Origin of the sequence: Cellulomonas sp. (assembly GCF_035634735.1) — a bacterium.
Taxonomy (GTDB): Bacteria; Actinomycetota; Actinomycetes; order Actinomycetales; family Cellulomonadaceae; genus Cellulomonas.
In genome coordinates, this window is record NZ_DASQCJ010000054.1 from 21,593 (window position 1) to 40,272 (window position 18,680).

Consider the following 18,680-nt stretch of genomic DNA (forward strand, 5'->3'; position numbering starts at 1 on the left):
CTGACCGGTTCGTCCGACTCGATCCGGGGGAAGCGCTCGCCCGATCGGGCGGTGCTGCCCTCAGCGCTCCTCGACCGGGACGAAGGTCCGCTCCGGCGAGCCCGAGTACACCTGGCGCGGGCGGCCGATCTTGGTCTGCGGGTCCGTCATCATCTCCCGCCACTGGGCGATCCAGCCGGGCATCCGGCCGAGCGCGAACAGCGGGGTGAACATGCGCTCGTCGAAGCCCATCGCCTTGTAGATCAGGCCGGTGTAGAAGTCGACGTTCGGGTACAGCTTGCGCGAGATGAAGTACTCGTCGGACAGCGCGATCTCCTCGAGCTTCCGGGCGATGTCCAGCAGCTCGTTGTCCTTGCCGAGGGCGGCGAGCACCGCGTCGGCGCTCTCCTTCACGATCGCGGCGCGCGGGTCGTAGTTCTTGTAGACCCGGTGCCCGAAGCCCATGAGCCGGACGCCCTGCTCCTTGTTCTTCACCCGGCGCATGAACTCGGTGGCGTCGCCGCCGTTCGCCTGGATCTCGGCCAGCATCTTGAGCACGGCCTCGTTGGCGCCGCCGTGCAGCGGGCCGGACAGCGCGTTGATGCCCGCGGCGACCGACGCGTACAGGTTCGCGTGGCTGGAGCCGACGATGCGGACGGTCGAGGTCGAGCAGTTCTGCTCGTGGTCGGCGTGCAGGATCAGCAGCTTGTCGAGCGCGCGCACCACCGTGGGGTCGACGTCGTACTGCTGGTAGGGGACCGCGAACGTCATCCGGAGGAAGTCCTCGATGTACCCGCGCGAGTAGTCCGGGTACAGCAGCGGCTCGCCGCGGGACGTGCGGTGCAGGTACGAGGTGATGGTCCGGGTCTTCGCGAGGATCAGCACGGTCGCGAGCTCGACCGTCGCGGGGTCGAACGGGTCGAGCGACTCCGGGTAGAACGTCGGCAGCGCGTTGATCGCGGAGGACATGACCGCCATCGGGTGCGCGCCCGACGGGAAGGTGCCCATGAAGGTGCGGAAGTTCTCGTGCACGAACGTGTGCCGGTTGATCCGCTCGACGAACGCCTCGAGCTGGTCCGTGGTGGGCAGCTCGCCGTTGATCAGCAGGTACGCGACCTCGAGGAACGACGACCGCTCCGCGAGCTGGTCGATCGGGTACCCGCGGTAGCGCAGGATGCCGGCGTCGCCGTCGATGTAGGTGATCTGCGACTCGCAGGACGCGGTGTTCATGAAGCCGGGGTCGACGGTGACCAGGCCGGTCTCGCGCAGCAGCGAGGAGACGACGACGCCGTCGTTGCCCTCGGTCGCGCGCACCACCGGCAGGTCGTGCGGGGTGCCGTCGACGACCAGCTGGACAGGCTCGGTGGTGACGTCGGACATGGCGCTCCTCCTCGGGCGGGGTGCGGGGCTCGGACCTCGGTCCGGTCCGCGAGGTCGTGCAGGTCAGGTTGCCGGCGGCCGCTGCGGTGCGGGCGCGCGCCACGGGGGTGGCTCGGCCTGCGTCGAGGCTACGTGCCGTCCGCGGGCGGAACCATCCCGGGAGCGGCGCGAGGCGCTGTGACGAGGGTCACACGCGCGCTCGCAGGCGGGAGCGCCCGCCGTCGCCGGCCGCCGCGCGCACCGGCTCAGCGCGCGTCGACCGCCGCCAGCCGCTCGACCGCCGCCGCGATCCGCTCGTCGGTGCCGGTGAGCGCGACCCGCACGTGCCGCGGGGCGCCGTAGAACGACCCCGGCGCGACCAGGATGCCGCGGTCGGCGAGCCGGCCGACGGTGGCCCAGCAGTCGTCGTCGCCGGAGGCCGGCCGCGCCCACAGGTACAGCCCCGCGGCGGACCGGTCGACGACGAGCCCGGCCCCCACGAGCGCCCCGAGCAGGGCCGAGCGCCGCGCGCGGTACCGCTCGCGCTGCTCGGCCACGTGCGCGTCGTCGCCCAGCGCGACCGCCATCGCGGCCTGCACCGGGGCGGGCACGATCATCCCCACGTGCTTGCGGGTGGCGAGCAGGTCCGCGACCAGCGCCGGGTCGCCCGCGGCGAACGCCGCCCGGTAGCCCGCGAGGTTCGACTGCTTGGAGAGCGAGTACAGCGCCAGCAGGCCCGCGACGTCCCCGCCGGTGACCCGCGGGTCCAGCACGCTCGGCACGCCGCCGGTCGCCCACGGCTCGTCCCACGCCAGCTCGGCGTAGCACTCGTCGGAGGCCACGACGACGGGCCGGCCGGTGCGCGCGGCCGCGGCGCGGGCGGCCTCGACCACCGCGCGCAGCTCCTCGACGCCCAGCACGCCGCCGTCCGGGTTGCCCGGCGAGTTCAGCCAGACGAGCCGCACCCGGTCCCCGTCCGGGCCCGCGAGCAGCGCGGCCGGGTCGTCCGTCGCGACCGGCTCGGCCCCGGCCAGGCGCGCGCCGACGTCGTACGTCGGGTAGGCCGCCGCGGGGTGCGCGACCAGGTCGCCCGCGCCCAGGCGCAGCAGCGCGGGCAGCAGGGCGACGAGCTCCTTCGACCCGACGGTCGGCAGCACGCCGGCCGGGTCGAGGCCGGGCACCCCGCGGCGCCGGGCGTACCAGGCCACGACGGCGTCGCGCAGCGCGGGGGTGCCCCAGGTCTGCGGGTAGCCCGGCGCGTCCGCGGCGTCGGCCAGCGCGCGGCGCACCACCTCCGGCGTCGGGTCCACCGGCGTGCCGACCGACAGGTCGACGATGCCGTCCGGGTGCGCGCGCGCCCGGTCCCCGTACGCCGTCAGGGTGTCCCAGGGGAAGTCCGGCAGCGCGCCGGTGTGCAGGCCCACGCGCTCTACTCGCCGTGCACCTGGAGCGGCAGGGTCGCGATGATCGGGTGGTCCTTGGGGATCTCGCCCATCTTGGCGGCGCCGCCCGGCGAGCCCAGGTCGTCGAAGAACTCGACGTTCGCCTTGTAGTACTCGCTCCACTGCTCGGGGACGTCGTCCTCGTAGTAGATGGCCTCGACGGGGCAGACGGGCTCGCAGGCGCCGCAGTCCACGCACTCGTCGGGGTGGATGTAGAGCGACCGCTTGCCCTCGTAGATGCAGTCGACCGGGCACTCCTCGATGCACGCCTTGTCCTTGACGTCCACGCAGGGCTGGGCGATCACATACGTCACGGTGTCCTCCACGCGCCCCGCCTCGGCGGTCGGGCGCGGTCCGGGTCGGCTCGGGCTGGCGGCTCCTAGTATCGCTCACCTGCGCACGACCGGCGCAGCCGGGGCCGACGAGACGAGGACCACACGTGACCAGCGACGACGCGACGCCCCCGCCGCGACCCCCGGACCCGGCCGCCGGCGACGCCCCGTGGCGCGCCTGGCGGGCCGGCCAGCGGGTCGTGGTCCGGCGCCGGCTGCCCGCCGGCGAGCCGCAGCCCTACACCGACGTGCTCGGCGACCTGGTCGCCGTCGACGACGAGGGCGTCACGGTGCGGACCCGCCGGGCGGGCGACGTGCGGGTGCCGGGCGCCGAGATCGCGCTGGGCAAGGTCGTGCCGCCGGCCCCGGAGCGGCGCCCGCGCCGCTGACCGGCGCCGCCGACGCGCGTCGCTCAGCCCGCCGGCGCCGCCGCGGCCGGGTCGGGCCCGCAGACGACCTTGTTCTGCGCCTTGTAGGTCCAGGTGGAGGGCTCGACCGCGACGACCTCGCCGTTCAGCGTGATGGTCCGGGTGTTGGTGATCCGGAAGCCCGGGTTGCCCGCCGACTGGGGCGAGCAGGTCGCGGACTGCGAGTACACCGTGGTCGGCTGCACGACGTTGGTCTTCGGCCCGGCCTCGGTGCTCACCTCGAAGTACGGGGTGCTCCAGATCCGGACCCACGTCTTGCCCTCCGCGACGTACGCCTGGACGAGCGCACCGTACGGGGTGGTGTTCTTCCACCGCATGTCGAGCGTGCCGGTGAACAGGGTCGCCTCGCGGCCGGCCGGGTACCGGGTGAACCACTCGGAGTGCGGCTTGTGCTCGACGTCCTCCATGCCGGCGAAGTACGCCGCGTTGTAGGTGGTCGTCGAGAGCTGCGACAGGCCGCCGCCCCAGGCGTCGGTGTGCTCGCCGCTGACGATCGCGCCGGCCGTGGTGAAGCCGTGCGCGGCGTCGATCGGCCCGAGCGCGTCGGTCAGGCTGAAGGTCTCCCCCGGCCGGACCAGCGTGCCGGAGATCGCGGCCGCGCCGGCGGCGATGTTCTGCGTGCGGCGGGGCTCGGACGTCAGCGGCGTGGAGAACTCCGACACGACCGTGGTGACGCCCAGCGCCTGGAGCGCCTCGGTGGTCTGCGCCGGGTCGGACTCCACGAGCTCGACCGCGGCGTCCCGCTGGTCGGCCTGCGTCGCCGCCGCGACCGCGGTGGCGAGCGCCGCCGGGTCGAGCGTCGTGCCCGGGGTGCCCGGCACGATCACCGGGGCGCCGTCCTGGAACTCGAACCGGGCGTCCGACGCGGTGGTCAGCAGGTTCGTCGAGCGCGCGAGGACGGCCTCCGCCAGCGCGGCGCCGTCCATCTGCAGCACCAGCTCGCCGTCCTGCGGCACCATCGTCGCCGTCGCGGCGAGGACGTCCACCGGCAGCTCGACCGTCTGGCCCGCGACCAGCACCGCCACCGGGGCCGCGACGACCCGCGAGGCGACGTCCTGCAGGGCCGCGTCGGTGGCCTCCTGGGTGATGGCGGGGGCGACGGTCTCGGTCGCGAGCTCGAGCGGGCGCGCGGCGGTCAGCCAGGTGTCGACCAGCGTCGCGCGCGCGGCGTCGTCGTCGAGCGCCCAGCCGTCCTCCGCGGGGACGGCGTGCGCCTCCCCGTCGGCGAACGCGATCGACCCGTCGACCGGGGCGAGGGTCAGCGACCCGGACAGCTGCTCGACCGCGGCGTCCAGCGCCGCGTCGTCGACGACCGTGACCGGCGCCTCGGCGCCGCCGCCCGTCAGGTGCCGCCACAGCCGCTGCGGGCGCAGGTCCGCGCCGGTGAGCCGGTCGACGGTCGCGGCGGCGTCGAAGGTCAGGCCCGCGGCGGCCGGGTCGACCGTGCCGGACATGTCCTGCGCGCTCACCGGGACCGGCTGCGTCGCGAGCTCGCCGAGGCCGTCGGTCAGGGCCTGCTCCGCGCGGGCCGCGGACATGCCGCCGATCTCGACGCCGGCGACGGTGGTGCCGCGCGGCACCCGGTCGGCCAGGGCGAACGAGGTGCCGACGTAGGCGCCCGCGAGCACGACCAGCACGCCCCCGACGACCAGCGTCGGGCGCAGCCAGCGCCGCGGGCGCTCGGGCTCGAACTCGTCGAGCGGGGACCACTGCTCCTCGGGTCCCTCGCCGTCCACGACGGGCTCGGTGCCCTCCGCGCTGCCCTTCGCCATCCAGGTTCCCCCTCGCGAGTGCGCGGTGCCGGGATCAGGGCGCCGCGACCGCCGATTCTACGGCCGTCGCCCGGTTCCGCCCCGCGCCTCTGCCCCGGTTTGGCCGGGTTCGCAGGTCACGACTTCGCAACGACGACCGCGCGGCCGCCGGCGGGCCGGCACGGCCCTCAGCGCAGCCCGCGCACCCGGCGGCGCAGGTGCACCAGCGAGCCCGCCGCGGGGTCGCCCTCGCGCGACTCCAGCACGTCCGCGAGCACCACGTCGTGGTCCCCCGCCGGCACGATCCGGGACGTCCGGCACTCGAACCAGGCCGCCGCGCCGGACACCCACGCCGCGCCCGACCGCGGCGCCGCGACGTGCGGCACCCGGTCCAGCTGGCCGACCGCCGGCCGGCCCGGGGAGGCCAGCCAGTCGGCCACCGGGGCCTGGTCGTCGGCGAGCACGCTGACCGCCCAGGTGTCCACGTCGTCGAGGGCGTCGCGCAGCCGCGCGTCCTGGTGCACGCAGAGCAGCAGCATCGGCGGCTCGAGGGAGACGGAGGTCAGCGCGGAGGCCGTCATGGCGTGGTCGGTGCCCTTCCAGCGCACCGCGACGACGACCACGCCGGCGGGCAACCGGCCCATCGCGGCGCGGAACGCGTCGGTGCCCGCGGCGGCCCCGGCCGCGTCGCCGTCGCCGTAGAGCGGGTCGACCTCGGCGCCGGTCACGGGGCGCTCGGGCCCGGGGCGCCCGGGCCCGGCACGCCCGGGCGGCGGCGCAGCGGCACGTCGGCGAACCAGCGCCGCGGCGCGAGGGCCACCGCCAGCGCGACCGCCAGCGCGCCGAGCGCCCAGGTCCAGCCGAGGACCGCGTCCCCGCCCGGCACCAGCACGTCCCCGCCGGGCCCGAACCCGGACAGCACCTGGACGCTGCCGAACAGCCCGACCAGCAGCCCGACCGACGCCACCCAGCCGCCCCAGGCGCGCACGGTCACCGAGGCGGCGAGCACGAGCAGCAGGCACACGACGAGCCCCCAGGGCCGGACGGACCGGTGCATCACGGTCCCGACGGCCCCGACGAGGACGCCGAGGAGCAGGGCGCCGAGGGCGCGGAGGACCGTGCGGGTCGTCAGGGGCGGCACGCGCGCCAGGCTACCCCGCCGACCCGGGCGGGCGGTCCGGGCGGTGAGGTCGTCACAACCGCGCGAGGTCGGCAGAAACGAGTGACGACCTCACCCCGATGTGACGACCTCACGCCCAGCGGGCGCCCGGGGGCAGCCGCAGCGGGGCGGCCGGGGCGCGGCCCGGGGCCCAGGCGTACGACTCCGCGGGGAGCACGGGGGCGAGCACGAGGTTCGACAGGGTGTAGCACGCCACCGCGTCCGGGTGGTCGAGCGGCGTCACGGCCTGCACCTGGGTGGCGTGCGCGCGCAGCGCGGCGAGCACCCGGTCCCGGACGGGCAGCACGTCGACGACGAGGTCCGCGGGCGCGTCGGTCGCGACGGACGGCAGCGGGCCGGCCGGGTCGGGCAGCGCCAGCGGGCCCTCGCGGGTCGCGCGGCGGTCCTCGCCGGCGGCCGCCAGGACGGCGCGGGCGCCGGGGCCGGCGGCGAGGGCCGCGTAGCCCGCGCGCAGGGCGGCCGCGGGCGCGACGGCCCACACGACGGCGGGCGCCCAGCGGTCCTCGCCGGCGACGGCCCCCGCGCCGGCCGCCAGCTCGACCGCGCGCATCGTGATCGCGTGCGCCCGCACGTGGTCGGGGTGCCCGTAGCCCCCGCCCGGCTCGTACGTCACGACCAGGTCCGGCCGCCGCGCGCGCAGCAGCCCGGCCAGCCGCGCCGCGGCGACGTCGAGCGGCACGGCCACCAGCGCCCCCGCGGGCACGTCCCCCGCGGCACCGGCCCGCCCGGTCCCGACCCAGGCCATCCCCGAGTCCTCGTACCGCGCGCCCGGCGCCGAGCGGGCACTTGATGGCCCCTCGACCGGCCCGGAGGGGACATCGACTGCCCGCTCGGCGAGGTCGGCCGGGTGCGGGAGCGCGTCCAGGAACAGCTGGGTCGCGCCCAGGGACGCGACCGCCGCCGCGAGCTCCCGCTCGCGGTGGGCCGCCAGGGCCGCGCCGTCGCCCTCCAGGGACGCCCACCGCGCGCCGATCACCTCGCCCCGCTCCCCGCGGGTGCAGGTCACGACCGTGGCGGGCAGCCCGGCCGCGGCCCACGTCGCGAGGAGCGCGCCCGTCGACAGGGTCTCGTCGTCCGGGTGCGCGTGCACCGCGAGCACGCCACCCGTGCGGGTCGGCGTGCTCGCGGCGTCGGACATGCGCGGGGCGTCAGGCGCGCTTGGTGCGGGCCACGGCCCGCGCCCGCTCCGTCTGGTCCAGGATCACCTTGCGGATCCGCACCACCTCGGGGGTCACCTCGACGCACTCGTCCTCGCGGGCGAACTCCAGCGACTCCTCGAGCGTCAGGTGCCGCGGCGGCACCAGGTTCTCGAAGTTGTCGGCCGTGGAGGAGCGCATGTTGGTGAGCTTCTTCTCCTTGGTGATGTTGACGTCCATGTCCTCGGCGCGGGAGTTCTCGCCGACGATCATGCCCTCGTAGACCTCCTGCGTCGGGTCCACGAAGAACGACCCGCGCTCCTGCAGGTTGATCATCGCGAACGGCGTCACGACGCCGGCGCGGTCGGCGACCAGCGAGCCGGCGACCCGGGTCTCGATGGGGCCGGCCCACGGCTCGTAGCCCTCGGCGATCGACGAGGCGATGCCGGTGCCGCGGGTGTCGGTGAGGAACCGGGTGCGGAAGCCGATGAGGCCGCGCGACGGGACCAGGAACTCCATGCGGACCCAGCCGGTGCCGTGGTTCGACATGGTCTCCATGCGGCCCTTGCGCTGCGCGAGCAGCTGCGTGACGGCGCCCAGGTACTCCTCGGGCACGTCGATCGTCATGCGCTCGACGGGCTCGTGCACCTTGCCGTCGATCTTCTTGGTGACCACCTGCGGCTTGCCGACGGTGAGCTCGAAGCCCTCGCGACGCATCTGCTCGACCAGGATCGCCAGCGCGAGCTCGCCGCGGCCCTGGACCTCCCAGGCGTCCGGGCGGTCGGTCGGGACGACGCGGAGCGACACGTTGCCGATGAGCTCCGAGTCGAGGCGGTCCTTGACCTGGCGGGCGGTGACCTTGTGGCCCTTGCCCCCCTTGCCGGCCAGCGGCGAGGTGTTGATGCCGATGGTCATCGAGATCGCCGGGTCGTCGACCGTGATGAGCGGCAGCGGGCGCGGGTCGTCGGGGTCGGTCAGGGTCTCGCCGATGGTGATGTCGGCGATGCCCGCGACCGCGACGATGTCGCCGGGGCCGGCCTTCTCGGTCGGGACGCGGTCCAGCGCCTTGGTCTCCAGCAGCTCGGTGATGCGGACGTTCTGCATCGTGCCGTCGTGCCGGGCCCAGGCCACCGTCTGGCCCTTGGTGAGCTCGCCGTTGAAGATGCGGAGCAGCGCGAGCCGGCCGAGGAACGGCGAGGCGTCGAGGTTGGTGACGTGCGCCTGCAGCGGCGCGCCCTCGGTGTACGTCGGCGCCGGGATCTTCTCGAGGATGGTCTGGAACAGCGGCTCCAGGTTCTCCGAGTCCGGCAGGCCGCCGTCGGCGGGCTGGGTCAGCGAGGCGCGGCCGGCCTTGGCGGCGGCGTACACGACCGGGACGTCGAGGATCGCGTCGAGGTCGAGGTCCTCGACCTCGTCGTGCAGGTCGGACGCCAGGCCCAGCAGCAGGTCGGTCGCCTCGGCGACGACCTCGGTGATCCGGGAGTCCGGGCGGTCGACCTTGTTCACGACCAGGATGACCGGGAGCTTCGCGGCCAGCGCCTTGCGCAGCACGAACCGGGTCTGGGGCAGCGGGCCCTCGGACGCGTCGACGAGCAGCACGACGCCGTCGACCATCGACAGGCCGCGCTCGACCTCGCCGCCGAAGTCGGCGTGGCCGGGGGTGTCGATCACGTTGATCGTGATGCCACCGGGCTCGCCCGCCGCGGCCGCCGCGGGGCCGGCGTACCGGACCGCGGTGTTCTTCGCGAGGATGGTGATGCCCTTCTCGCGCTCGAGGTCGCCCGAGTCCATCGCCCGCTCGTCCACGTGCGCGTGCGCGCCGAAGGCGCCGGACTGGTGGAGCATCGCGTCGACCAGCGTGGTCTTGCCGTGGTCGACGTGCGCGACGATCGCGACGTTGCGCAGGTCGCCGCGCACGCGCGTGCCCGTGGGCGAGGTGGGCACAGTCATGTCAGGACTCGTTTCCGCGAGGAAGTGGGGAGATGAGGGGCGCGACGACGTCGAGCGCCGATCAAGTGTACGCGCCCGCGCGCCCCGGCACGAGGAGGGGTCGTGCCGGGGCGCGCGGGGTGGTGCTGCGAGGGCTCAGACGTCCGAGCCGCCGCGGGGCCGGATGTTGCCGTCGTACCGGCCCGCGTTGGTGATCTGCTCGTCCTCGAACGCCTGGACGCGCGCGCCGTCGGCGACCGCGGCCTCGGCCGCCGTGGTGCCGGCCGGCGCGGCCGCGGCGAGCAGCCGGTCCCGCTCCTCGCGGCGCAGCTTCTGCTCGGCCGGGTTCGGCACGGGCACCGCGGCGAGCAGGCGCCGGGTGTAGTCCTGCTGCGGCGAGCGCAGGATCTGCTCGCGCGGGCCGACCTCGACCAGGTCGCCCTTGCTCATCACGGCGATCCGGTTGGACAGGATCTCGACGACCGCGAGGTCGTGGCTGATGAACAGGCAGGCGAACCCGTACTCGCGCTGCAGCTCCTGGAACAGCTCCAGCACGCGCGCCTGCACCGACACGTCGAGCGCGGACGTCGGCTCGTCGGCGATGAGCAGCTTGGGCGACAGGGCCAGGGCGCGGGCGATGCCGACGCGCTGGCGCTGGCCGCCGGACAGCTCGTGCGGGTAGCGGTTCCGCATGGCGCGGGGCAGGTGCACCCGGTCCAGCAGGGACTCGACCCGGCGGTCCAGGTCGGCGCCCGACGCGATCTTGTGCAGCTTGAGCGGCTCGCCGATGGACTCGCCGATCGGCAGGCGCGGGTTCAGCGAGGAGCCCGGGTCCTGGAACACGATCGACACGTCCTGGCGGACGCCGCGCAGGTCCTTCGGCTTGATGCCCGCGAGCTCGACGCCGTTGACCTTGAGCGAGCCGCCGGCGACCGGGAGCAGGCCGACCGCGGCGCGGCCGACGGTGGTCTTGCCGGAGCCGGACTCGCCGACCAGGCCGACGACCTCGCCCTTGCCGATGGTCAGGTCGATGCCGTTGATCGCCCGGAAGGCCGGCACGCGCCCGCGGCCCGGGTACTCGATGACCAGGCCCTGCGCCTCGAGGGAGAACGCCGCGGCGGCGGCCGGGGCCGCGGTGCCGAACGGGTCGACGCCCGCGCGCTCGGTGACCTGCGCGGTGCCCTCGGCCTCGGCGACCGGGTGCTCGCCGTGCAGGCCCTGGGCCGCGTACGTCTCCGAGCCGAGGTGCGGGACGGCGTCCAGCAGCTGGCGGGTGTACTCGTGCTGCGGGCGGTTGAACACCTCGTCGGCGGAGCCGGACTCGACCACGCGGCCGTTCTTCATCACCATGACGCGGTCCGACAGGTCCGCGACCACGCCCATGTCGTGGGTGATGAGGATGATGCCGGCGTCGACGCGGTGCCGCAGGTCGCGCATGAGCTTGAGGATCTCGGCCTGGACCGTCACGTCGAGGGCCGTCGTCGGCTCGTCGGCGATGAGCAGCTTGGGCTCGCAGGCGAGCGCCTGGGCGATCATCGCGCGCTGGCGCTGGCCGCCGGACAGCTGGTGCGGGTACTTGTCGACGGCCTCGTCCGGGTTCGGCAGGTCGACCAGGCGCAGCAGCTCGATCGCGCGGACGCGGGCCTGCTTGGGCGTCATGTCGAAGTGCACGCGCAGGGTCTCGATGATCTGGAACCCGACGGTGTACACCGGGTTCAGCGCGGTCATCGGCTCCTGGAAGATGACGGCGACGTCGTTGCCGCGCACCTTGCTGAGCTGCTTGTGGTTCAGCCCGAGCAGCTCGCGGCCCGCCAGCTTCGCGGAGCCCGACGAGCGGCCGTTCGGGGGCAGCAGGCCGATCAGCGACATCGACGACTGGGTCTTGCCGGAGCCCGACTCGCCGACGATCGCGAGGACCTCGCCCGGGCGGACGTCGTAGCTGACGTCCTGGGCGGCCGGGAACCACTCGCCGTCGACGAAGAACTCGACCGTGAGGTCGCGGACCTCGAGGATCGGCGCCTTGGCGCCGGGGGCCGGGGCGCCCGGGCCGCCGGGGGCGGTGGCGTAGTCAGTGGTCACGGTTCACGAGATCCTTCCGTGGGACGACCCGATGTGGGCGGGCCGCGCGACGTCGAGAGGGGCGGTCGTCCGCTGGTCTGGGACGATGGCCGCATGGTCTCGGCGGACGTGGTGGAGTACAGGCCGGCCTTCGGCCGGGTTCTGGCGGTGGTCGTGGCGGTCCTGGGGCTCGGTGGCCTCGTGACCGGGCTGGTGGCCGACGCGGGGGCCACGTGGCCCTACGTGGCACCGGTGGTGCTGGTGGTGCTCTGGGTCTGGGCCGCCTACTGGCGCCCCGCCGTGCTGGTCAGCCCCGCGGGCGTCGAGCTCCGGAACGTCACCCGGACGATCGAGCTGCCCTGGCCGACGATCCAGCGGGTGGACACCCGCTACGCGCTCACGCTGCACACGGCCTACGGCGACTACGCCGCGTGGGCCGCGCCGGCGCCGAGCCGGGCCCGGGTGGCCACCGCCGGCAAGGACGACGTGGCGAACCTCCCCGGCTCGACCTACGGCCCCGGCGGGAGCGTCCGCCCCGGCGACCTGGCGTCGAGCGCCTCCGGCCAGGCGGCCATGATCGTGCGCGCCCGCTGGGAGGAGCTGCTCGACGCGGGCGTCCTGGAGGACCCCCGCCTCGAGCGCGCGACCCCGCGGGTGCGCTGGCACGCCGGCACGCTGGCCGCGATCGTCGTGCTGATCGCGGCCAGCGTGCTGACCGTGGCGCTCTGACACGTCAGGCCCGCGCCGCGGCCCGAGCCTGGGACTTGGCCTTGCGCGCGTCCGCACGGGCCAGGGCCCGCCTGGTCGGGATGCGCCGCTGCCGCGGGTCGAAGGCGTCGCGCAGGCCGTCACCGATGAAGTTCACGCACAGCGCGATCGTCACGATGAACAGGCCGGGCCACCAGAACAGCCAGGGCCGGGTGGCGAACGCCGTCTGGTACTCGTTGATCAGCTGACCCAGCGAGACCTCGGGGCTGTTGATGCCGAAGCCGAGGTAGGACAGCGCGGTCTCGAGCAGGATCGCCGAGGCCATGAGCAGCGTCGCGTTGACGATGATCACGCCGACGGCGTTCGGCAGGATGTGCTTGAACATGATCCGGCCGTTCGAGGCGCCGGCCACCCGGGCCGCGTCCACGAACTCCCGCTCGCGCAGGGTGAGGAACTGGCCGCGTACGAGTCGCGCCATGTTCGTCCATGACACCAGCGACAGCGCGATGGCCAGCGACCAGGGGTTCGCGCCGCCGACCAGCACGCCGAGGATGGCGCCGATCATGATGACCGGGATCGTGATGATCATGTCGGTGAACCGCATGAGCAGGTCGTCCAGGCGGCCGCGGAAGAACCCGGCCGCGGCGCCGACCAGCACGCCGATCGTCGTCGACAGCAGGCCGATCACGACCATGACGGTCAGCGACTGCTGCGTGCCGCGCATGACGAGGGCGAAGCCGTCGTGGCCGATGTTGTCCTGGCCGAACGGGTGCTCGCCGAACTGGAACGAGCCGTTCTGGAAGCCCATCGTCGGGGCGCCGCCGGCGTTCACGATGTCGCTGGTCTCGCGGTAGCCGTACTTCCACCAGCCGGGGATCGGGCCCCAGCCGATGGACGTGGTCACCAGGATGATGACGCCGAGCAGCACGATCGCGGAGATCATCGCGCCGCGGTGCCGGAGGAACCGCCGCAGGACGATGCGGCCCTGCGAGAGGCCCTCGACCTCCTTGAGCTCGATCGCGTTCTCGGTGTTCTCGACCGCGGCCTTCGGGTCGGTGATGCCCTCGTTGGGCTCGAGAGGAGGAGTGATGCTCATGAGTTCACCCGGATCCGGGGGTCGAGCGCCGCGTACACGAAGTCGACCACGATGTTGGCGAGGACGAGGAGCGTGCCGGTCACGAGGAAGTACCCCATGATCGGGTCCGCGTCCTTGGCGCCCAGGGACTTGATGAACAGCGCGCCCATGCCGCTCCACGAGAAGATGCGCTCGGTGATGATCGCGCCGCCGAACAGCGCCGCGATGTCGAGCGGCACGACGGTGGCCAGCGGGATCAGCGCGTTGCGGAACGCGTGCCGGGTGGTGACGACCCGCTCGGACAGGCCCTTGGCCCGGGCCGTGCGGATGTAGTCCTGGTTCATCACCTCGAGCAGGCTCGCCCGGGAGTACCGGGTGTAGCTCGCGAACGAGATGAGGATCAGGGCGATCGTCGGCAGGATCAGGTGCGTGAACTTGTCCAGCGACTGCACCCAGAAGTCGCCGGTGAGGCCCGGCGTCTGCGACCCGATGGTCGCGATGGGCCGGCCGTTGATCTGCGACGCGTTCGAGTAGGGGTACCAGACCGCCATGACGCGGTCGACGAACAGCAGCACGCCGACGCCGATCGCGGTGACCGCGGCGGCCCGCATCGAGACGACGCGGTCGTAGCCGCCGAACAGGTAGCCGACCACGAGGCCGACCACGAGGGCGGCGAGCGCCAGCAGCGCCATCAGGCCCCAGCTCGCGTTCACGAACGCGTACTGCAGGGGGTAGTAGAGGGCGGCGCCGATGACGGCGGTGGTCAGGGACGCGTAGAGCGCGCGGCGGTTCTGCAGGCCCGCGGTCAGCGCGACGATGCCGAACGCGATGCCGACGCCGAGGGCGAGCACGCCCACCAGGCCGAGGCTCGGGTCCAGCAGCCAGCCGGTGTTCGAGATGAACAGCAGGGCGCCGGCCGTGGCGACGACCGCGGCGCCGAAGGAGACCCAGCGGGTGCGCGTCGTGCCGCCGATGATCGACGACCAGAGCACGCCGGAGATCACGGACAGCAGCGCGATCCACAGCGGCGGGACGTGCGGGTTCGCCAGGAAGTCGTTGAAGCCGATGGCGCCCCACAGCTTGAGGAGCACGGCGACCCAGAAGGACGGCAGCGAGTACAGGACGAACGACATGAACGTGACGCTGTAGTCGAACCGCGTGTACTGGCGCAGGGCCGAGACGATGCCGACGAGCACGCCGAGGCCGATCGCGAGGAACGTCGAGGCGGCGACGAGCTGCACGGTGCTCGGGATCGCGGTGCTGAGCAGGGCGGACACCGGCTGCCCCGTGACCCAGCTGGAGCCGAGGTCACCGGTGAGCAGCGAGCCCAGCCACTTGAAGTACCGGATGACCGGCGGCGTGTTCAGGTCCAGCGCCTGGATCCGTGCCGCGATCAGCGCCTCCTTGTTGGGGGCGGTGCTGGTCCGCAGCTCCTCGAGGGGGTCGAGGGAGTACGCGAGGAGCATGTAGACGATGAACGTCGCTCCGAGCAGCACGATCGCGGACGACACGAGGCGTCGCCCGAGGAAGGTCAGGGTGGGCGCCGCGTTCCTGAACCAGGAACGGCGCGCCGTGACCGGTGCGTCGGGCGCGGAGCGCGCGCCGGAGGCACGGGTCGTCACAGAGGTGGCCATGGGGTCCTTGCCATCACGGGAAGGGGGGTACTCGCAAGGCGCAAGTGTAGGCACTCCCGGTAGGGGTGCTGCGCCGCAGGCCGTGGTCGACCGTGAGTACCCGTACGGCTGTGGTACTAGGAGGCACGGCAACGGGGGTACCGCGGTGGCCGCGGTACCCCCGTGCCGGCGTCGCTCGCTGGGGAGCGTCAGTGCGTCAGAGCGTCACTCGGTCTCGGTCGCGCTCGGCGCGTCGAGGGAGTCGGACGCGCTGATCTCCCAGTCCCAGTAGTTCCAGAAGATGGTCGGGGAGAGCGCGATGGTCGAGACGCCCTGCAGGACGTCGCGGTGCGCGACCACACCGGGGAACTGGAAGATGTTGACGCCGAAGGCGTCCGCGTTCAGCTGCTTCTCGATGTCGATCGTCAGCTGGGTCTCGACGTCCGGGTCGGTGTTCGTCGACATCTGGCCGTACAGCTCGTCGATGGCCGGGTTGGCGTAGCCACCGAAGTTGTTGACGCCGCCCTCGATGTAGTTCGCCTCGGAGTTCAGGGCGAACGTGTTGGTCGACTGCCAGCCGAACAGCGCGGCGTCGTAGGTGCCGCCGCCGAGCAGCGAGCTCCAGTTGTCGTCGCCGTTGTCGATGACGTTGAAGCCGGCCTGGGCCGCGGACTGCGCGATGAGCTGGTACTCGTTCGCACGGCGCACGTTGGACTTGCCGTAGAGGAAGCGCACGTCCACGGGGGTGGTCACGCCGGCCTCGGCGAGCAGCGCCTTGGCGCCCTCGATGTCGACCTCGGCCCAGAGCGAGGAGTCGTTGTTGGCGACGACCTCGTCGTAGTTCGGGGAGCCCGGGACCACGGTGAAGGAGTCACGCGTGGTGGCGTCCTCCTGCAGCGGCTGGATGAGCTTCTCGATGATCTCCTGGCGCGGGATCGTCTTGAGGAACGCCTGGCGGACCTTGAGCGCCTTGTCGGCGTCGCCGCCGTAGGCCGCCGGGTCGAACGGGCCGCCGTTGTTGAACGTCAGGTCGACGTGCTCGTACGTGCCCTCCTGCTCGGTGGAGTAGGAGACGCCGTCGATGCCCTCGAGGGTGGCCAGCACGTCCACGGAGGACTGCGGGGCGATCAGGTCGACCTCACCGTTCTGGAGCGCGGTGACCGCGGCCAGCGGGTCCTCGGTGTAGCGGATCGTGATCGAGTCCACCTTGGGCTCCGGGCCCCAGGTGTAGTCGGGGTTCTTCGTCAGCGTGACGTACTGGTTCTCGACGTAGTCCGAGATGATGTACGCGCCGTACGAGAGGTAGAGACGCTCGTCGTCCGGGAGCGACGTGAAGTTGAACCCGTTGTTCCAGGTCTCCGAGATCGGGGCCAGGGCCGCCGCGTCGTTGTTCTTGAACGCGTCGATGAGCGCCTGCTTGGCCTCGGTCGGGTCGTCGATGCCGAGCGCGATCTCCGCCACGGCGTGCGCCGCGATCGGGGACGGCTGGCTCATCGAGACCTCCCAGTCCGAGCGGGGCTCGGTGTAGTGGAAGGTGACCGACTTGTTGTCGTCGCTGATCTCCGGGAACTCGGTGATCAGGTTCATCGCCGGGGAGGACGAGTCGAAGTAGACCGAGCCCTCGGGCGCGGTGACCGAGCCGTCGTCGCCGGACTCGACGTCGTCGCCGGACGCGGTGTCGAACGCGTCGTTCTGCGCGCCCCACCACAGGATCATGTCGGCCGCGTCGACGGGCTCGCCGTCGGACCACGTGACGCCGTCGTTGATCGTGTACTTGACGACGAGCGGGTCCTCGGACTCGACCTCGTACGTCCCGAAGTCCTCGTTCTTCGCGAGGTTCAGGTCGCCGTCGTAGTAGTTGAAGAACGAGGTCATCAGGTAGATGACGTTCGCGTTCGCGGTCGCGTTGCCGTTCGACGTGAGGTTGTTCGTCGAGAACATCGGCTGGTTCCAGCTGACGTTGACCGACGTGGTCTCGTCGATCTCGCTCTGCGGGGCGGGGCTCGAGCACGCCGTGAGCACGAGTGCCCCCGCCGCCACCGCAGCCGCCGCGGCGCTGATTCGCCTGATCTTCAATGTTCCTCCTGTGAAGGTGGCGCCCGCCCGTCCTCGCGCCGCGTGGGCCGACCGGAGGGGTCGTCCCGAGCGCGGCAGACGTGCGGTCCCGCCGTGGATGGGGCAACGCTAGTGACCCCAGTCAGGACAAATCGGACACAGCCCCCCGTCGGGGGTGATCGTTACCGGATCGATACTGAGCAGTAGTGTCCAGCATTCAAGACGGAACATGCCGGTAACGTCGCGGAAACATGCCGCTCGGGGCGCCCGTCTCGCACGGGCGCCCTCGCGAGGGGCCGTCGGCTCAGCGCGGATCCACGGCCCTGTGCTATGAGCGACGACCGCTCGGCCGCCCTCCCCCGGTCGGCGACGCCGTCGTCCGCGCGCGGGTGTGACGAGGATCGCACAGCGGCGCCTGTCCGGCACCCCGCGGTGCCCGGACGCAGCGGGGCCGCCCCGCCCGGGTGGGCGGGGCGGCCCGTGCGGCCGCGGCGGGCGCGGCGGGTGCGGCGGCCGCCGCGGGTGCGGCCTCAGACCGCGGCGGCCACGCGCACCGCCTCGACGTTGAGGATGTTCCCGTCCGGGTCGGCGAACCACACCGACCGCATCGGCCCGTCCGTCAGCACGCCGTCGGACCAGGTGCCGGACGGCAGCTCGAACGTCTGGAACTCGATGCCGCCCGCGCGCAGCGCGGCGACCTCCTCCTCGAACGCCTCGTCGGCGACCTGGAACGTCACCGCGGTCGCCTTGTTGGTGCCGGCGTAGGAGGACGGGTAGACCAGCATCCCGCCCTGCTTCGTGGCGTAGACGACACCGGTCATCTCCTCGGCGTCGGTGAACCCCGGCAGCTCCGCCTTCCGGAAGCCGAGGGTCTGCTCGTAGAACTGGCGCGCACGGCCCAGGTCCCGCACGGCGAGGCAGGGCATCGCGGAGTGGTCGGACAGCATCGTCGCCTCCAGCGCGGGTCGGCCGACGGTCGACCGACCGGCGCACGAGCCTACGGCCGGGCGGTCGCAGCCGGGTCGCAGCGTGTCAGGCCGGGGCCGGGCCGGACCGCGCGCGGCGGCGGTAGGCGCGCGCCTTCATCACGTCGCCGCACTCGTCCATCGAGCACCAGCGACCCGACCGGTTGCGGGACCCGTCGTGGTAGACCCACTGGCAGTCCGGGTTCGCGCACGCCTTGAGCCGCGCCCAGTCCCCCGTCGCGACCGCCCGGTGCAGCGCCGCCAGCACCCCGGCGACCAGCGCCGCGTCCGGGTCGGAGCCGGGCGCGGGCACCAGCCCGAGCCCGCCGCCGGCCGGGTCGCCGGGCGCGGGGTCGCCCGAGGGTGCGGCCGCGGCCAGCACGAGGGGGTACCGCGCGGCGAGCTCCCCGAGCGCCGCGGCGTCGCCGCCCAGGTAGCCGCGCAGCGCGTCGCGGGCCTCGACGAGCGCCGCCGGGCCGGACCCGCGGAGCCGGTCGACGCTGTGAAACCGGTCGTCGGTGTTGAGCAGCGCGCGCAGGCCCTCGGTCGCGTCAGGGGCGACGCCGGGCTCCGCGCCGCGCACCACCCAGGCGTCGAGCGGGTCGGCCCCGGGGGTCTTGACGGCGGACATGGGCCTGAGGATAGTCGTCACCACCGTTCGGCGATAGCC

Annotated in this window: 16 protein-coding genes; 2 read left to right on the forward strand and 14 right to left on the reverse strand. The window is 73.4% G+C overall.

Annotated elements, in window-relative coordinates:
• Positions 1–60 precede the first annotated feature (60 nt).
• The 3 genes from VER05_RS05205 to fdxA form a co-directional block, all read right to left on the reverse strand.
• Positions 61–1,359 (reverse strand): citrate synthase, encoded by a 1,299-nt coding sequence (locus tag VER05_RS05205; RefSeq protein WP_324844332.1) that lies wholly within the window; start codon positions 1,357–1,359, stop codon positions 61–63.
• A gap of 245 nt (positions 1,360–1,604) precedes the next feature.
• Positions 1,605–2,762, reverse strand: coding sequence for a succinyldiaminopimelate transaminase (gene dapC, locus VER05_RS05210; RefSeq protein ID WP_324844333.1), 1,158 nt, complete (start codon positions 2,760–2,762; stop codon positions 1,605–1,607).
• A gap of 5 nt (positions 2,763–2,767) precedes the next feature.
• A complete protein-coding gene (gene fdxA, locus VER05_RS05215; protein WP_203668414.1) occupies positions 2,768–3,094 on the reverse strand; it encodes a ferredoxin in 327 nt (108 codons plus the stop codon).
• A gap of 125 nt (positions 3,095–3,219) precedes the next feature.
• On the opposite strand from fdxA, the gene VER05_RS05220 reads away from it, so the two are divergent.
• Entirely contained in the window at positions 3,220–3,501 is a 282-nt protein-coding gene (locus VER05_RS05220; RefSeq protein ID WP_324844334.1) for a hypothetical protein, read from the forward strand.
• 23 nt (positions 3,502–3,524) lie between these two features.
• Here VER05_RS05220 and VER05_RS05225 read toward each other — a convergent pair whose 3' ends face one another.
• The 6 genes from VER05_RS05225 to VER05_RS05250 form a co-directional block, all read right to left on the reverse strand.
• A complete protein-coding gene (locus VER05_RS05225; protein WP_324844335.1) occupies positions 3,525–5,312 on the reverse strand; it encodes a VanW family protein in 1,788 nt (595 codons plus the stop codon).
• Positions 5,313–5,479: 167 nt separating this feature from the next.
• On the reverse strand, positions 5,480–6,019 hold the full coding sequence (locus VER05_RS05230; protein ID WP_324844336.1) for a flavin reductase family protein: 540 nt from the start codon (positions 6,017–6,019) through the stop codon (positions 5,480–5,482).
• A complete protein-coding gene (locus tag VER05_RS05235) occupies positions 6,016–6,432 on the reverse strand; it encodes a hypothetical protein (RefSeq protein ID WP_324844337.1) in 417 nt (138 codons plus the stop codon). Before VER05_RS05235 ends, VER05_RS05230 begins: the two co-directional genes overlap by 4 nt.
• 109 nt (positions 6,433–6,541) lie before the next feature.
• Positions 6,542–7,609, reverse strand: coding sequence for a PIG-L family deacetylase (locus VER05_RS05240; protein WP_324844338.1), 1,068 nt, complete (start codon positions 7,607–7,609; stop codon positions 6,542–6,544).
• A 10-nt stretch (positions 7,610–7,619) separates the two neighbouring features.
• The gene (gene typA, locus VER05_RS05245; RefSeq protein WP_217615001.1) at positions 7,620–9,557 is read right to left on the reverse strand and encodes a translational GTPase TypA; all 1,938 of its coding nucleotides are present in this window, start codon (positions 9,555–9,557) and stop codon (positions 7,620–7,622) included.
• A gap of 135 nt (positions 9,558–9,692) precedes the next feature.
• Positions 9,693–11,615, reverse strand: coding sequence for an ABC transporter ATP-binding protein (locus VER05_RS05250; RefSeq protein ID WP_324844339.1), 1,923 nt, complete (start codon positions 11,613–11,615; stop codon positions 9,693–9,695).
• A 93-nt stretch (positions 11,616–11,708) separates the two neighbouring features.
• On the opposite strand from VER05_RS05250, the gene VER05_RS05255 reads away from it, so the two are divergent.
• Entirely contained in the window at positions 11,709–12,323 is a 615-nt protein-coding gene (locus VER05_RS05255) for a PH domain-containing protein (protein ID WP_324844340.1), read from the forward strand.
• A gap of 4 nt (positions 12,324–12,327) precedes the next feature.
• Here VER05_RS05255 and VER05_RS05260 read toward each other — a convergent pair whose 3' ends face one another.
• The 5 genes from VER05_RS05260 to VER05_RS05280 all read right to left on the reverse strand — a co-directional run bounded on the left by VER05_RS05260 (position 12,328) and on the right by VER05_RS05280 (position 18,641).
• Positions 12,328–13,398 (reverse strand): ABC transporter permease, encoded by a 1,071-nt coding sequence (locus VER05_RS05260; protein ID WP_324844341.1) that lies wholly within the window; start codon positions 13,396–13,398, stop codon positions 12,328–12,330.
• Complete coding sequence (locus VER05_RS05265; protein WP_324844342.1) at positions 13,395–15,011, reverse strand: ABC transporter permease; 1,617 nt, start codon at positions 15,009–15,011, stop codon at positions 13,395–13,397. The genes VER05_RS05260 and VER05_RS05265 overlap by 4 nt, the downstream gene beginning before the upstream one ends.
• Positions 15,012–15,215: 204 nt before the next feature.
• Complete coding sequence (locus VER05_RS05270; protein WP_324844343.1) at positions 15,216–17,066, reverse strand: ABC transporter family substrate-binding protein; 1,851 nt, start codon at positions 17,064–17,066, stop codon at positions 15,216–15,218.
• 509 nt (positions 17,067–17,575) lie between these two features.
• Positions 17,576–17,992: a VOC family protein gene (locus tag VER05_RS05275; protein ID WP_324844344.1), complete on the reverse strand. Its 417-nt coding sequence runs from the start codon at positions 17,990–17,992 to the stop codon at positions 17,576–17,578.
• 85 nt (positions 17,993–18,077) lie between these two features.
• Positions 18,078–18,641 (reverse strand): CGNR zinc finger domain-containing protein, encoded by a 564-nt coding sequence (locus VER05_RS05280; protein ID WP_324844345.1) that lies wholly within the window; start codon positions 18,639–18,641, stop codon positions 18,078–18,080.
• Between the last annotated feature and the right edge of the window lie 39 nt (positions 18,642–18,680).